Annotated in this window: 11 protein-coding genes; 8 read left to right on the top strand and 3 right to left on the bottom strand. The window is 68.3% G+C overall.

Annotated elements, in window-relative coordinates; all coding sequences use genetic code 11:
• Window positions 1-34 precede the first annotated feature (34 nt).
• The 4 genes from ABFX18_RS13595 to ABFX18_RS13580 all read left to right on the top strand — a co-directional run bounded on the left by ABFX18_RS13595 (window position 35) and on the right by ABFX18_RS13580 (window position 6,145).
• Window positions 35-1,486 carry an MFS transporter gene (locus tag ABFX18_RS13595; RefSeq protein ID WP_346058610.1) on the top strand — a complete coding sequence of 484 codons (1,452 nt, stop codon included), beginning with the start codon at window positions 35-37 and terminating at the stop codon, window positions 1,484-1,486.
• On the top strand, window positions 1,483-2,973 hold the full coding sequence (locus tag ABFX18_RS13590; protein WP_090146454.1) for an aldehyde dehydrogenase family protein: 1,491 nt from the start codon (window positions 1,483-1,485) through the stop codon (window positions 2,971-2,973). Before ABFX18_RS13595 ends, ABFX18_RS13590 begins: the two co-directional genes overlap by 4 nt.
• 144 nt (window positions 2,974-3,117) lie before the next feature.
• Window positions 3,118-4,554 carry an aspartate aminotransferase family protein gene (locus ABFX18_RS13585; protein WP_346058609.1) on the top strand — a complete coding sequence of 479 codons (1,437 nt, stop codon included), beginning with the start codon at window positions 3,118-3,120 and terminating at the stop codon, window positions 4,552-4,554.
• Between the two features lie 142 nt (window positions 4,555-4,696).
• The gene (locus tag ABFX18_RS13580) at window positions 4,697-6,145 is read left to right on the top strand and encodes a purine-cytosine permease family protein (protein WP_200330277.1); all 1,449 of its coding nucleotides are present in this window, start codon (window positions 4,697-4,699) and stop codon (window positions 6,143-6,145) included.
• 39 nt (window positions 6,146-6,184) lie between these two features.
• Here the strand turns inward: ABFX18_RS13580 and ABFX18_RS13575 are convergent, their stop codons facing one another.
• Genes ABFX18_RS13575 through ABFX18_RS13565 form a run of 3 tightly spaced genes read right to left on the bottom strand, consistent with a single transcriptional unit; the run spans window position 6,185 to window position 10,201 of the window.
• Complete coding sequence (locus ABFX18_RS13575) at window positions 6,185-7,321, bottom strand: FAD-dependent oxidoreductase (protein WP_346058608.1); 1,137 nt, start codon at window positions 7,319-7,321, stop codon at window positions 6,185-6,187.
• Window positions 7,318-8,025: an SDR family oxidoreductase gene (locus ABFX18_RS13570; protein ID WP_346058607.1), complete on the bottom strand. Its 708-nt coding sequence runs from the start codon at window positions 8,023-8,025 to the stop codon at window positions 7,318-7,320. The genes ABFX18_RS13575 and ABFX18_RS13570 overlap by 4 nt, the downstream gene beginning before the upstream one ends.
• Entirely contained in the window at window positions 8,018-10,201 is a 2,184-nt protein-coding gene (locus ABFX18_RS13565) for an FAD/NAD(P)-binding protein (RefSeq protein ID WP_346058606.1), read from the bottom strand. Before ABFX18_RS13565 ends, ABFX18_RS13570 begins: the two co-directional genes overlap by 8 nt.
• Window positions 10,202-10,388: 187 nt before the next feature.
• On the opposite strand from ABFX18_RS13565, the gene ABFX18_RS13560 reads away from it, so the two are divergent.
• From ABFX18_RS13560 to ABFX18_RS13545, 4 genes are read left to right on the top strand one after another with little or no spacing between them, the layout of a single operon-like run.
• A complete protein-coding gene (locus tag ABFX18_RS13560; protein WP_090146466.1) occupies window positions 10,389-12,032 on the top strand; it encodes a TIGR04028 family ABC transporter substrate-binding protein in 1,644 nt (547 codons plus the stop codon).
• Window positions 12,029-12,991, top strand: coding sequence for an ABC transporter permease subunit (locus ABFX18_RS13555; protein ID WP_090146468.1), 963 nt, complete (start codon window positions 12,029-12,031; stop codon window positions 12,989-12,991). The genes ABFX18_RS13560 and ABFX18_RS13555 overlap by 4 nt, the downstream gene beginning before the upstream one ends.
• Complete coding sequence (locus ABFX18_RS13550) at window positions 12,988-13,851, top strand: ABC transporter permease (RefSeq protein WP_346058605.1); 864 nt, start codon at window positions 12,988-12,990, stop codon at window positions 13,849-13,851. The genes ABFX18_RS13555 and ABFX18_RS13550 overlap by 4 nt, the downstream gene beginning before the upstream one ends.
• Window positions 13,848-15,530 carry a dipeptide ABC transporter ATP-binding protein gene (locus tag ABFX18_RS13545; protein ID WP_336662750.1) on the top strand — a complete coding sequence of 561 codons (1,683 nt, stop codon included), beginning with the start codon at window positions 13,848-13,850 and terminating at the stop codon, window positions 15,528-15,530. Before ABFX18_RS13550 ends, ABFX18_RS13545 begins: the two co-directional genes overlap by 4 nt.
• The last annotated feature ends 8 nt before the right edge of the window (window positions 15,531-15,538 follow it).

The following is a 15,538-nucleotide window of genomic DNA, read 5'->3' as shown; positions in this document are numbered from 1 at the left end:
CGAATCACCACATCCAGGAGCAAAGGAACCGTCAATGTCGACCTCCGAACCCATTCGAGAGCTCAGCGATCTCGTCGACCAGAAGAGCCTGCGCAAGAGCGTCGCCGCCGGCGCCATCGGCGTGCTGGTGCACTGGTTCGACTGGGCCGTCTACGCCTACCTCGCGGGCACCATCGCCTCCGTCTTCTTCCCCGAGGAGAGTGCGACCGCCGGCCTGCTCGCGACCTTCGCAGTCTTCGCGGTCTCCTTCCTCGTGCGCCCGATCGGCGCCATCATCTTCGGGCGGCTCGGCGATCGACTCGGTCGCAAGCAGACCCTCTCGATCGTGATCCTCGCGATGGCGCTCTCGACGCTCGTGCTCGGGCTGCTGCCCGGGTACTCCACGATCGGCATCCTGGCTCCGATCCTGCTCATCGCGACGCGCATCGTGCAGGGGCTGGCTGCCGGCGGCGAGTTCGGCAGCGCTGCGGCCTTCCTCGGCGAGTTCTCGCCGGCGAAGCGCAGAGGCTTCGGCGTCAGCTGGCTCGAGTTCGGCAGCCTCCTCGGGTTCCTGCTCGCCTCATTCGTAGTGTTCCTGCTGAACCTGGCCTTCGATCAGCAGCAGATCGCCGATTGGGCCTGGCGCATCCCGTTCCTCATCACGGTGCCGCTCGGCTTCATCGGCCTCTACATCCGCCGCAAGATCGAGGACACCCCCGAGTTCCAGCAGCTGCAGGAGCTCGAGACCGTCTCGCACGCCCCCGTCAAGGAGGTGTTCCAGCGCAACTTCAAGGAGTTCATCCAGACCTGCGGCATGGAGACCTTCATGAACGTCACGTTCTACGTCGTGCTCGTCTATCTGCTCACGTACCAGGAGGTGACCGTCGGCATCGATGCCGGCAACGCGGCGCTTCTCTCGACGCTCGCCTCCGCGCTCGGACTCATCGTCGTGCCGCTCGCGGGGATCGCATCGGATCGCGTCGGACGCAAGCCGGTGCTGCTCACGGCCGCGGTCGCGCTCACGGTGCTCTCCGTTCCGCTGTTCATGCTGATGAACGACCCAGCGCCGTGGGCGACATTCGTCTCGACGCTCGGGCTCGCCCTGATCCTCGCCATCGTGCTCGGCACCCACGCCGTCACCGTCGTCGAACTCTTCCCGACCCGCACGCGGCAGACGGGCCTCTCGATCGCCTACGCCCTCACGGCGGCGCTGTTCGCCGGCACCGCACCGTACCTGCTGACCTGGCTCATCGACACGACGGGCGATCAGCTCGTCCCCGGCTACTTCCTCGTCGGAGTCGGGCTCGTCGGCGTCGTGACGGTGCTCAGCCTGCCCGAGACCCGTGGCATCCCGCTGCTCAAAGCGCAGGATCTCGAGACGGCGACCGTGACGATCCCCGATATTCGCACCGCCGGTACTTCCAGCACTTCCAGCATCCCCAGCACTTCCAGCATCCCCGGCAATTCCGGCACCCCCGGCACCCGCATCGAAGGAGACCAGTCATGACCAGAACCCTCGCAGAGTGGCAGGCAGCCGCGGCCGCACTCGAATTCGATGGCCGACCGGTGATCGACGGCGTGAGAGTCGCCGCGAGCACCGGTGAGACCATCACCAAGACGAACCCAGCCACCGGCGCCGCTCTCTCGGAGATTCACGCGTGCAGCGACGTCGAGGTCGACGCCGCTGTCGCCTCCGCCAGGGCCGCCTACGAGTCGGGAGGGTGGTCGCGGGCCGGCGCCGGATTCCGCCGCGAACGCCTCCTCGAACTCGCGCGGCTGATCGAAGCGCGGGCAGATGAATTCGCGCTCTACGACTCTCTTGACATGGGCAAGCCGGTTCGCGAGTCCGCGTCGATCGACGCACCCGGATCCGCGGCCCTCTACCGCTTCTACGGCGAGGCCATCGAGAAGCAGGAGGATCTGATCCCGGTCACGCCGCCGGGGTCGACCGCGCTGGTGACGCGCGAAGCGCTCGGCGTCGTGGCGGTGATCGTGGCGTGGAACTATCCGCTCGAGATCGCGACGTGGAAGCTCGCGCCCGCGCTCGCCGCAGGGAACTCGGTCGTGGTCAAGCCTCCGGTGGAGGCCTCGCACTCGACGCTGCTGCTCGCCGAGCTCGCGATCGAAGCCGGCATCCCCGCCGGAGTGCTGAACGTCGTCACGGGGCGCGGATCCACCGTGGGACGTGCGCTCGGTCGGCACGAGGACGTCGATATGCTCGCATTCACCGGCTCGACCGAAGTCGCCAAACAGCTGCAGCAGTACGCCGGGCAGTCGAACATGAAGCGGCTCGCGCTCGAAGCGGGGGGCAAGAGCTCGAATCTGATCTTCGCCGACTGCGACGACCTGCGCGCTGCAGCCGAGAAGGCCGCCTTTGGAAGCTTCTACAATCAGGGCGAGGTCTGCTCGGCGAACTCCCGCATCTTCGTCGAGCGGGAGGTCTACGAAGAATTTCTCGCGCTCTACGCAGAAGCGGCTCTGGCGTACGCGCCCGGTGACCCGCTGGATCCTGCGTCAGGAATAGGTTCGCTCGTTTCCGAGAGGCACGCCGACGAGGTGTGGGCGACGATCGAGCGGGCCCGCACCGACGGCAGGATCGCCGCAGGCGGCACCCGGCCCGAGATCAACGGCTCGCGCGCCTTCATCGAGCCGACGATCGTGACCGACGTGCCGGCCGACCATGAGGTGCACACGCGAGAGATCTTCGGACCCGTCGCTGTCGTGACGCCGTTCGACTCGGAAGACGAGGCGATCGCGCGCGCGAACGAGACCCCGTTCGGCCTCGCGGCCTCGCTCTGGACGGGAAGTCTCTCGCGGGCGCACCGGGTGTCGCAGCGCCTGGTGGCCGGCACCGTCTCCGTCAACACCGTCGACGCACTCGGCTTCACCACCCCCTTCGGTGGATTCAAGCAGTCCGGTTTCGGGCGAGACCTGTCGGTGCACGCGCTCGAGAACTACACCGACTACAAGACGACGTGGCTGCAGTGGGGGTGAGCAGGCCAACTCTGTACTGATCCATCAACCTAAATGATCTAGATCACATCAAAAGACTATTTTACCGATCGATCGAGGCCTGGAACCATTGGGAACCAATGACGGTCTTCCGTCCAGTCACCGACGACTGAAAGGACACAGAACATGACTTTGCAGCCAGAGACGCTCTCGGATCACGAGGCCGCGGCCGAGGTGCCGAGCGGAATCGCCGAAATCGCCAAGCGTCATCTCGTGATGAACTTCACGCCGGCGAGCAAGTATCGCGACGATGATCTCCCGGTGTTCGTGCGGGGGGAGCACTGCTCCGTCTTCGACGAGAGCGGGCGCCGGTTCTTCGACGGTCTCGCCGGTCTCTTCTGCGTGCAGCTCGGCTACACCCATGGCGCAGAGGTCGGCGATGCGGTGCGCGAGCAGCTCGCCACGCTCCCCTTCCAGACGACGTGGAGCGTCACGCATCCACCCGCAGCCCTACTGGCGCAGAAGATCGCCGAACTCGCGCCCGGCGACCTGAACCGCGTGTTCTTCGCGTCGGGCGGCGGCGAATCGAACGAGGCCGCGATCAAGCTCGCGCGCCAGTACCACATCACTCGCGGTGACCACGCGCGGTACAAGTTCATCGCGCGTCGCGTCGCGTACCACGGCACCAGCTTCGGCGCGATGTCGCTCAACGGCATGACCGACGTGCGCAAGATGTTCGAGCCGCTCATGAACGGAGTGCGGCACACGCACAACACGAAGCGCTACCGTCGGCCTGAAGGCGAGACCGCGGCGCAGACCACCGAGTTCCTGCTCGGCGAGCTGGAGTCGCTGATCGTGCAGGAGGGCGCGGATACGATCGCTGCGCTCATCATGGAACCGCTGCAGAACGCCGGGGGCAGCCTGACGCCTCCGACACCCGAGTACTTCGCCGGTGTGCGCGCGCTGTGCGACACATACGGCATCCTGCTCATCGCCGACGAGGTCATCACCGGATACGGCCGTCTCGGGTCATGGTTCGGTTCCGCGCACTACGGGTTCCAGCCCGACATGATCACGTTCGCCAAGGGAATCGCGTCGGCGTACGTTCCCCTCGGCGGCGTCATCGCGAGCGACCGGATCATCGAGACCGTGCTGGACGGGCCCGTCGGCATGTTCAACCACGCGCTGACCTACGGCGGGCACCCCGTCGCGTGTGCAGCGGCGTTGAAGAACCTCGAGATCATGGAGCGCGAAGGCGTCGTCGAGAACGTCGCAACCCTGAGCCCGTATCTCGGTGAGAAGCTCGACGACGTTGCGACGAAGCACGCGAAGATCGTCGGCGACCTGCGCGGCGACGGCTTCCACCGCAGCTTCGAGCTGGTCACCGATCACGCGGCCAAGCGCTGGGCCGCTGATCCCCTCTCTGCGGGCGACTTCGTCAGCGGTCACCTGAATCCGGCGCTCGCAGAGGTCGGCCTCATCTGCCGCGTCGCGATCGACGCGGAGGGCAACCCGCTCGTGCAGGTGTCGCCGCCCCTGGTGATGACGCGCGACGATATCGACGAGCTCGCGTCGCTGCTCGACCAGGCCTTCACCATCGCCTCCGACGGAGCAGGCCTCTAGCGGCTGCGCTCGTGGGCGGCTCGGCCGAGCATCATCGTGGATGCTCGATCCGAGTCGCCCTTCACGCCTCACGCGGATAGCGGGGGCGATCCTGTGCTGCTCGGGACGGTTCCCGCGCGGCGAAGCCTCAAAGGAGAGAACCATGACGCAGGAACCACCCGTCGTCACGCAGACATTCGTGCGATTCGAACAACAGCACATCATGCCCATTCCCGAGAACGAGCGGACGGGCACGAACTGGTCGCTCTTCGCGATCTGGGTCGGGCTGAACATGATGCCTCTCACCGTGGTCACCGGTGCCGTCGCGAGCGGCGCGTACGGGCTGCCGATCGGGTGGAGCATCGTCGCGATTCTCGCGGGGAACGTGATCGGCGCGTTCGGCTCCGCCCTGCACGCCTCGCAGGGGCCGCATCTCGGGATCCCGCAGATGCTGCAGGCTCGCGCGCAATTCGGATATCTCGGAGCGAGCCTCTTCGCGCTGATCGCATTCGTGATGTTCATGGGGTTCTTCGCGAGCATCCTGATCGTCGCGAAAGATGCGCTCGCGGCGGTCTTCCCCGACTTCAACGGGACGGTCGCGATCCTCGCTTTCGCTGCGATCGGGATCGTGCTCTGCGTCTTCGGCTACGACCTGCTGCGCAAGACGATGGTGTGGTTGTCGATCGTGATCGCGGTGGCGGTCACCGTGTCGATGATCATGTTCTGGACGAAGCCGGAGGTGACCTCGCAGCGGGCGGAAGCCGCGTTCACCTACGAGGGCTTCTTCGCCATGCTCGCGATCGGCATCGTCTGGCAGCTCGCGTATGCGCCGTACGTCTCCGACTACTCGCGGTACCTGCCGAAGGCGACCGGACCGAAGACCGCGTTCTGGAGCACGTACCTGGGGCTCGTGGTCAGCTCGGTGTTCGTGATGACGCTCGGTGTGCTGCTCGGAGCCGCGAACCCGGAGAACCCGCTCGCGGCCCTCGGCGACTTCCTCGGCCCGGTCGGCATGGTCGTGCTCATCATCTTCGCGGTCAGTTCAGCGCTCATCAACGGCGTCGAGCTGTACTCGGCAGTGATGAACGCGCTCACGGTGATGCAATCGAACTTCAAGACCGTCATCACCTCCGGCACGCGGGTCTGGACCACGATCGTCTGCGGCGTACTCGCCACCCTCATCGCGATTCTGGGTCAGGGGGACTTCATGACGATGTTCGAGAGCTTCCTGACGCTGCTGCTGTACGTGCTGATTCCGTGGTCGGCGATCAATCTCGCCGATTACTTCATCGTGCAGAAGGGGCACTACGTGGTCGCGGATCTCTTCGACCCGACCGGTGGCCGCTACGGCAAGTGGAACGCCGTGGGGCTCTCGAGCTACGGGATCGGACTGCTCGCACAGGTCCCGTTCATGATCACCCCGCTGTTCACCGGGCCCCTCGCCGAACCGCTGCAGGGCATCGACATCGCCTGGCTCGTCGGCTTCGCGGTGACGGCAGCGGTCTACCTGCTGCTCGTACGCCGCCGCGCGCAACGCCGCACGCTCGAGCAGGACTCGGCGTCGGCCTCGGAGTCGCGCACCGCCTCGGAGTCGCACACCGGCTCCGCCTGAGCGCGGCGCGCCCACAGGGGTTCGGCGGGAAACCGGCGGTTACCGGGCCCCGTGGGCTGCCAGCCGGAAGAACTCGGGCGGAGTCGAGTGCCCCATCGCCGCGTCGGCGAGCACGCGACCGATCGCGGGTGTGAACTTGAACCCGTGGCCGGAGAACCCCGCACCCACGGTGATCGGGCCGACCGTGTCGAGCACGAATCTCCCCGAGTCGGTCGAGGTGTACGTGCAACTGATCTCGGTCGGCGAGTCCGGGTCGAGCCCCGGGAACCATTCGGTGACGTACCGCCGCAGCGTCGCGCGCTGGGCATCGCTCGCGCGGAACGTGCGGGCGTCGGGGTCGACGGTCTCTCCGACCCTGTGGAAACCGACCTTCACGCCTTCGCCGGGGCTCGGCATCCCGTAGACGGGAGCGGCGAAGCTCGCCAGCGGCTCGGGCGGCAGCAGATGGTTGAACGACGGCCACGGGATCGACGCCGATCGCGGCGCGAAATGTGCCGGATGCTCCTCGGTGACGGTGAGCGAAGGCAGTTCGATCAGGCCGTCGAGCAGCGGCGCCGTCCACGCGCCGGCGGCGACGGTCACATGGTCGGCGACCAGCTCGCGGATGCCGCCCTCGCGGCCGCGGCTCGTCACGCGCACCCGGGCGTCGTTCGCGCTCGGCTCGATGCGCAGCACCTGTTCGCCGCGCTCCACGATCGCCCCGTGGCGGATCGCGCTCGTCTCGAGCGCTGCGAGCGCACGTGCGGCGTGCACGATGCCGGCTTCCGCGCTGAACAGCGCGCCGCCTGCGAAGCGCATCCCCGGCCATCGGGTGCCCGCCTCGTCGGCCGAGAGCAGCGACACCGCAGCTCCGCGCGCGACGAGCGCATCGTGTGCGGACGCGACCACACCCTCGTCTCCATGCGTCACGAGGCCGTGGAGGCCGAGCAGCTCGGTGCGGGTCTCGGATTCGAGCGCGCGCCACAGCGTGGTCGCCTCGTCGAAGAGGTCGAGGTACGCGGGCTCGTCGTACGCGTTGTTGAGGTTGCGCGTCGAGCCGTGCGACGCGCCGCGAGTGTGGTGCGCTTCGAAGCGTTCGAGCAGACGCACGCTCGCTCCGCGGGAGGCGAGCTGCCGAGCCGTGGCGAGGCCCATGGCGCCGCCGCCGATCACGAGGTGGTCGGTGGGCTCGCTCACAGTCGTGCGATCTCTTGTCGCGGGCGTACGGCGATGTCGGTGAGCTGGACGTCTGCGGGAGCGTCGACGACGAAGCGCACGGTCTCCGCGACGGACTGCGGGCGGATGTATCGCTCGGGCCGGTACTGATCCGCCGGGATGCCGGCGCGCAGCATGTCAGTGTCCGTCTGCCCGGGAGCGATCGTGACGACGCGCACCCGGTGCGGTTCTTCGTCGATGCGCAGGACGTCGGCGAGGCCGCGCAGAGCATGCTTCGACGCGGTGTAGACGGCGCTGCCCGCGACCGGACGGGTGCCCGCGCCCGAACCGATGAAGACGACGGTCGCAGCGGCGGCGCGCAGGAGGGGGAGCGCTGCGCGGGTGATGAGCGCGGGCCCGGTCGCATTGCTGGCCAAATGGCGTTCCCAGGCCGATGCGTCGGCTGACTCGACTGAGAGATGCTCGCCGATCGCCGCAGCGTGCACGAGCACGTCGAGTCGGTCGAGGTCGGCGATCCTGCGCGAGAACGCTTCGTGGTCGGTGACATCGAGCTGCCACGCGGTGGCGCCGGTCTCCGCGACGACCGCGTCGAGACGCCCGGCGTTGCGCCCGACGGCGATGACGCGATGGGTGCGGGTGAGGTCGCGAACGATCTCGCGCCCCATGCCGCCGGAAGCACCTGTGACGAGAGCGATGGGGCGGTCGTTCGAACGGTGGTCAGACACGGTGGGCTCCTTCGAGTGGTCGGGGATGCGCGGCGGAGTCTGCGGCCGCGCCGCGGCTCGGCGAGAGCCCGGATCGGGCCCGTCGGGCGACGACGATGAGACTGCGCGCCACGCGATCGGTCTCGCGCAGCATCGGAGGATCGGTTCCCGGCATCGGGCTGATCACCGTGTCGTGGAGCGCCGCGTCGACCGGAATGCCGGCGACGTGCACCGCGTCGTCGAGCGAGCCGTCGGCGTGCACGAGCAGCCCGGTCGCCGGATCGATGTCGAAGGCGCCGGTCTCGCGGGGTTCGCCGGATCGCGCGCTGATGCGGAACGGCCGCGCTCGCCCGGCTTCGACCAGGCCGAGCGCGAGCGGGTCGGAGCTGTCGGCGAGGCGATGGAAGTGCATCCAGGAATCGATGAGTGTCGCAGCGGTCACCTGCGAATCGGTCACGCACGGCGACGCGGCCGTGAACCCCGCGTCGGAGATGGCGACACGGGCCCTCGGGCCGATGAAGCGCACGAACCCGGCCTCGGCGAGCGCCAGCAGCTGGCGGTTGCGGAACGCGGGCGGTCCGGATCCTGCCATGCCGCCGACGGCCATGAGCATCGCGAATCCCGAGGCTCTCGATTCGGCGTCGAAGCCTCCGAGCGAACCCACGCGGTTGGCGACCCCCCGCGCAGAGCTCACCGACCAGAGCCCCGCCTTCCAGGCGCTGTCGCGACCCAGCGCGGCCTCATCGAGATCATGGGACACGCGTCCCGTCACCCAGGCGTCGAAGGCTTCCGCGCTGTCGAAGACGTGTCGGACCGGGCGCATCTCGCCGAGCAGATCGAGTCGGTCGGCGGCATCTGCGATGAACGGCGCCACCGCGTCAGCCACGTCCTGTGCGACCGCTTCGAGCGCATCTGCGTCAGCGGCGTCGCGATCCGAGGCGGGGTTCGCGACGGGAGGGGCGGCGAGATGCGGTTGGATCGCGGCGGCGATCACCGTCTCGACGTCATCGGCGGTGCCCGACGTCGCGTCCGGCCGCACGCGTCGCAGTGTGCGGTAGTGGTCGAAGTGCGCGTCGGCGACGATGCGCGGCCAGAACTCGCGGTCGAAGTCGATGGGTCGAGGTGCCGTCGCCCAGTCGACGCCGGCGAGAAAGCGCTGCTCTGGTCGCGGGGGGAGCGAACCGTAGAGCGTCTTCGCGCGGAACGGGACTCCGCGCCCCGAGGTCACATGCAGCACGGGCTCGCGCCCGGAGGGCTCGTAGCGCAGCCCGCCGCGCGCCCGCGCGTCGGCGACGAACTCGCCGCCGCGCCCGAGCGTGAGCAGCGCCATGGTGTCGAAGAACCCCATGCCCATTCCGCGCACGATCACGTGCTCTCCCGAACTCACTCCGCTCAGGTCCTGCTCGACGGGGCTCGCCGGTCGCACCCACGACAGTTCGGGTCGCTCGGCGAGTACTGCTGTGAACTCGCGTTCTTCCGCTGTCTCGATGGTCGGCAGCCACCCGGTCGCGAGCACGACGGCGTCCGCTTCGACCGCACCGCCGTCGCGCAGGCCGATGCGCTGCCGCCCTGCATCGCCATGGGCCACGCTCACGGCGCGCTCGCGGTGGCGAATCACGCGCACGCCATCGGGCAACTCTGCGATCGCTCGCTCGAGGCACCACTCCAGGTACTCGCCGTAGAGTGCTCGGCTCGGGTGCGACTCCGGGCGGAACGCCTCGAGCTCGCGGCGGTACGCATCGGCGAATCCGGGTCGGATCGGGTGGGCGTCGACCACCGCAGCGTGCGCCGCCGGAATGCGGTCGATCGCCGCGGCGAGCGCATCCGAAACCATCGTGCGCGTCGCCGACTCGTTCGTCGGCTGCGTTGCGAGCGCCAGCAGCCCCCATTCGTAGAGTGTGGGGCCGACGCGGACCGGACCCGTGATGGAGCTGCCGGGCTCGGTGAAGAGCGTCACGGCGTCGGCGAGGGTGTTCATGCAGAGCTCGCGGGTCTGGTCGGTGCGCCAGATGCGCCCGGCGCCGAATGACGTCTCCTCGATGAGGTGCAGTTCGAGGTCGCGCGCGGGTGCGGCGCCACCAGTGCCCGCGGTGTCGGGCTCGGAGGCGGCTGCGTGCAGGTGGGCTCCGATGCGCTCGACGAGCGACGTGCCGCGCGGCCCGACTCCGATGATGGCGATCGTCGGCAGAGGGGTCATGGTTCCGTTATACGCGGCCGGGGGCCCGGATGTCTGATCGGATGACCGTTTATGACGCGAGGAGTTCATGAAGTTCTGTGACACCGAGGATTTCCGCTAGCTTATGAGAGCTATAACATTAGCCGGGTTGCCTGCATCATGACGCAGAGACAGCACCACAGATTCACGAGTTCGCAGAAGGAGCACCATGAAGAAGCACCGCATCGCCTGGATCGCCACGATGGCAGTAGCCGCGATGGCGCTCACCGGGTGCTCGGCGAACGCTGGCGGCGGCTCCGGCGACGGCGCGGCGCAGGAGGGCGGCACGCTCACCTACCTCGAACCGCAGACCTGGAACACGCTCTACCCGCCGGCCGCGGGCTTCTACCCGAACGGCGGCGTGGTCAACCAGGTGACGGATCGCCTGCTCTACCAGAACCCCGAGACGCTCGAGCTCGAGCCGTGGATCGCGAGCGAACTGCCCGAGGTGAATGCGGATGCGACGGAGTACACGTTCAAGCTCCGCGAGGGAGTGACGTACTCCGACGGCACACCGCTCGACGCGGAGAACGTCGTCAAGAACTTCGATCTCTACGGCAAGGGCGACACCGACCGCGCGCTGTCGATCTCCGAGGCCATCAACAACTACGACCACGGTGAGGCGATCGACGAGTACACGGTGAAGTTCTTCTTCACCGCCCCGTCTCCTGGATTCGCGCAGGCGACGTCGACGATCAACTCCGGCCTGCTCGCGAACGCGAGCCTCGACCGCACGAACGAGGAGTTCGGGCCGGGCAACGCCACCGAGATCATCGGCAGCGGGCCGTTCGTGATCTCGGACGAGCAGATCGGCAAGCAGACCGACCTGGCGGTGCGCGAGGACTACGACTGGGCGCCGGAGTCGCGCGAGCACGAAGGTCGCGCCCACCTCGATGCCGTGAACATCATCGTCGCCGGCGAGTCGAGTGTGCGCGTCGGCACGGTCACCTCGGGTCAGGCGCAGATCGCTCGATCGATTCCAGCACCCGACGAGGCGCAGTTCGCCGGCGACAACCTGGCGCTCGTGCACGCCGCCACGAATGGAGTGAACAACAGCCTCAGCTTCCGCTTCGCCCACGCCCCTCTCACCGACATCAAGGTGCGACAGGCGATCATCGCGGGCATCGACCGCGAGGCGATCGTGAGCACCCTCTTCACCGAGAACTACCCGCTCGCCACCGGCATCCTCGCAGAGACCGCTCTCGGCTACACGGATACTTCCGAGTTCTACGAGTACGACCCGGCGAAGGCGGAGCAGCTGCTCGATGAGGCCGGCTGGGCGCCGGGGTCGGACGGCATTCGTGAGAAGGACGGCGAGCGCCTCTCGATCACCTTCAACGAAGCGCTGCCGCAGCCTCGCTCGAAGGAGGTCGTCACCCTCATTCAGGAGCAGCTCGCAGAGCTCGGCATCGAGGTCGAGCTCTTCCCGGGCGATCAGGCCGCGCAAGACGAGGCGCGACTCGACGCCGACACGATCCAGGTCTACCACTCCATGGTCGGCCGCGCGGATTACGACGTGCTGAAGTCGCAGATCTACTCGACGAACCGCAACGCGAACCTGAACCTCGATACGGAGTCCGGGACCATCCACGACCCCGAACTGGACGCCGCGCTCGCCGAGATCGCCTCCGTGCCGACGGCTGAGGAGCGCGCCGCCGCATCCGCGAAGGCGCAGCAGCGCATCGCCGAGCAGGCCTACGTGCTGCCGCTCTTCGAGGAGCCCCAGGTCTTCGGGCTCCAGGCCTCCGTGCAGGGCTTCGCCACCGAGTCGATCGGCAGGCCCTCCTTCTACGACGTGCAGCTCGGCAAGTGAGTCGGGCGGCGCTGCTCCGACGCGTCGGCCAGGCGATCCTGGTCCTCGCGCTCGCGTACACCGCCGCCTACGTGCTGCTCGCGGCGCTGCCGGGCGACGCGGTGATGGCACGCTTCGGCAACCCCGACCTCGGGCTCTCAGCCGAGCAGCTCGCCGACATTCGGGCGAGCTACGGGGTGGATCGCCCATTCCTCGTGCGGTTCTTCGACTCGGTCGGGGCGTTCCTGCAGGGTGACCTCGGGTATTCCGTGCAGAGCGGGGCGGCGGTCTCCACTCTCCTCGCCGAGGCGCTGCCGTCGACGCTCACGCTCGCGGTGGTCGCGCTGATCCTCGCCGTCTTCCTGGCGGTCGTCATCGCGTTCACTGCGAGCTACGGAGCCGGCAGCTGGTTGCGCCGCGCGTTCCGCAACCTGCCGCCGCTCTTCGTGTCGCTGCCGGTCTTCTGGATCGGCATCGTGCTCATCCAAGTCTTCTCGTTCCAGCTCGGTCTCGTGCCGACGATCGGAGCGACCGAGCTGCAGGCGCTCATTCTGCCCGCCATCACGCTCGCCATCCCGATCGCGGCGCCCCTCGCGCAGGTGCTGCTGCGCAGCATCGACGAGGTGAGCGAGCAGCCGTTCGTCGCGGTGGTGCGCGCCAGGGGAGCCAGCACCAGTTGGCTGCTGTGGCGCAACGTCGCCCCGAACGCCCTGCTGCCCGCGATGACGATGGCCGGTCTGCTCTTCGGGGAACTCGTGGGCGGAGCGATCGTCACCGAGGCCGTCTTCGGACGCGTCGGCATCGGCGCGCTCACGGCGCAGGCGGTCGCCAACCGAGACACCCCCGTGCTGCTCGCGGTCGTCGTCATCGCGACCGTCGTCTTCGTCACGATCAACCTCGTGGTCGATCTGCTCTACCCCGTGCTCGATGCGCGGCTCAGGCAGCGCACCGCGCGCAAGTCGATAGGAGCGACCGCATGACCGCGATCGACGTCTCAGCCGCACGCGCGGTGCCGCCGACCGGGGCGCGCGCCTGGTCGTGGCGCGCCCTTCGGCGCCCGGGCATCATCGTGCCGGCGCTCGTGCTGCTCATCGCACTCGCGTGGGCCGTGGCCCCCGGGCTGTTCACCTCCGTCAACCCGACCGCGAGCGTCGGGCCGGCACTGCAGGCGCCGAGCTCCGAGCACTGGTTCGGCACCGACGCGACGGGGCGCGACCTCTACGCACGCGTGATCTACGGCGCTTCGCAGTCGATCAGCGCCGCGTTGATCGCCGTACTCGTCGGGCTCGTCGCAGGCTCGCTCATCGGCATCACCGCGGGCGCCATCGGCGGCTGGGTGGATGAGACCCTCATGCGCGTGGTCGACGTGCTGCTCGCGATCCCGACCCTGCTGCTCTCGCTCAGCATCGTGATCCTGCTCGGCTTCGGCACCGCGAACGCTGCGATCGCAGTGGGAGCCACGTCGATCGCAGTGTTCGCCCGACTGTCGAGATCCCAGGTCGTGAGCGTACGCGCGAGCGAGTTCGTCGAAGCCGCCTACGGCTCCGGCGGTACGTTCTTCGGGGTGCTCTGGCGGCACATTCTGCCGAACTCGCTCACCGCCGTGATCGCGCTCGCCGCGCTGCAGCTCGGTTCGGCGATCCTGCAGATCTCGACGCTCGGATTCCTGGGATACGGAGCGCCGCCGCCCACGCCGGAGTGGGGCCTGCTCATCGCGGAGGGGCGCAACTACCTGGCCACCTCGTGGTGGCTGACCGTGCTTCCCGGAATCGTCGTAGTGTTCGTGGTGCTCGCGAGCAACCGACTGAGCCGGGCCATCAGCGATGGAGGCAACGCATGAGCGTCGAACCGCTGCTCAGCATCCGCGATCTCGCCGTGCAGTACCGCACCCGGCAGGGACACATCGACGCCGTGCGCGGCATCGGTTTCGATGTGCGCGCCGGCGAGGTCACCGCCGTGGTGGGCGAGTCGGGATCCGGCAAGACCACGGTCGCCCAATCGGTCATCGGCCTGCTCCCCGCCAACGGGCGGGTGACCGCCGGCAGCGTCACGCTGAACGAGCGACGCCTCGGGTCGACCGAACTCGTCGGCCTTCCCGAGCGGCGCTGGCGCGACCTGCGCGGCCGATGCATCGGGCTCATTCCGCAGGATCCGGGCAACTCCCTCAACCCGGTGCAACCGGTCGGAAAGAGCATCAGCGAATCGCTGCGCATCCACGGTCGGCCGAGTCGCGACGAGGTGCACGACCGCGTCCACGCACTGCTCGAGCAGGTCGGCATCGATCAGCCGATCAAGCGGGCCAAGCAGTACCCGCACGAGTTCTCCGGCGGCATGCGTCAGCGCGTCCTCATCGCGGCGGCGCTCGCCAATGATCCCGAGCTGATCATCGCCGACGAGCCCACCTCCGCGCTCGACGTCACCGTGCAGCGCACCGTGCTCGATCTGATCGACCGCCTGCGCGAGGAGATGGGAACGGGCGTGCTGTTCATCACGCACGACCTCGCGGTGGCGGCGGATCGCGCCGACAGCGTGGTCGTGATGCGCGGAGGCGAGGTGCAAGAGTCCGGCCCGGCAGCGCAGGTACTGGCGAAGCCGTCGTCTGATTACACGAAGCAGCTCATGGCCGATGCGCCCTCGTTCGGCAAGCTCGTCGAGCGGGAGTCGATCGCTGTCGCATCCGTTCCCGGCGGTGCAGCTGCGACTCCCGCATCACCTGCGCCGGCGGCCCCGCTCGTCGAAGTGCGCGACCTGCATCAGGTGTTCGGGCGCGGCTCAGACGCCTTCGTCGCGGTCGACGGGGTGTCGTTCACGGTGGCGCGGGGCACCACCCACGCCCTCGTCGGCGAGTCGGGTTCGGGCAAGACCACCACCGGTCGCGCGATCGCCGGCTTCTCCGTTCCGACGGCGGGCAGCGTGAGCGTCGACGGTGCAGAGGTCACCGAGCTGCGGCGCTCCGGCCTGCGCGAGTTCCGGCGGACCACGCAGATGGTCTACCAGAACCCGTACGGCTCGCTCGATCCTCGTCTCTCCGTTGGGCAGACGCTCGCCGAGCCGCTCAAGAACTTCCGCATCGGCACTGGGAGTCGCGCGGATCGCGTCGAGCGGGTCGCCCACGCGCTCGAGATCGTCTCGCTGCCTGCCGAGTTCGCTCAGCGTCGCCCCCGCGAGCTGTCGGGCGGGCAGCGGCAGCGGGTCGCCATCGCCCGCGCACTGATCGTCGAGCCCGAGCTGGTGGTGCTCGACGAAGCCGTGTCGGCGCTCGACGTCACGGTGCAAGCGCAGATTCTTCGACTGCTCGCGCGCCTGCAGCACGAGTTGAGCCTCACCTATGTCTTCATCTCGCACGATCTCGCCGTCGTTCGCCAGATCTCCGACACGGTGACCGTGCTGCAGCGCGGCCGCCAGGTGGAGCACGGCCGCACCGAAGACGTGTTCAGCAATGCGCAAGACCCCTATACCCAGCGCCTCATCGAGGCGATCCCCGGCGCATCGCTGTCGTCGGGGCACTGGGAGATCTGACACTAGAA

The sequence above is a fragment of the Leucobacter alluvii genome, from assembly GCF_039530485.1.
Classification (GTDB): Bacteria; Actinomycetota; Actinomycetes; order Actinomycetales; family Microbacteriaceae; genus Leucobacter; species Leucobacter alluvii.
This window is presented reverse-complemented; position numbering and strand designations above follow the sequence as displayed.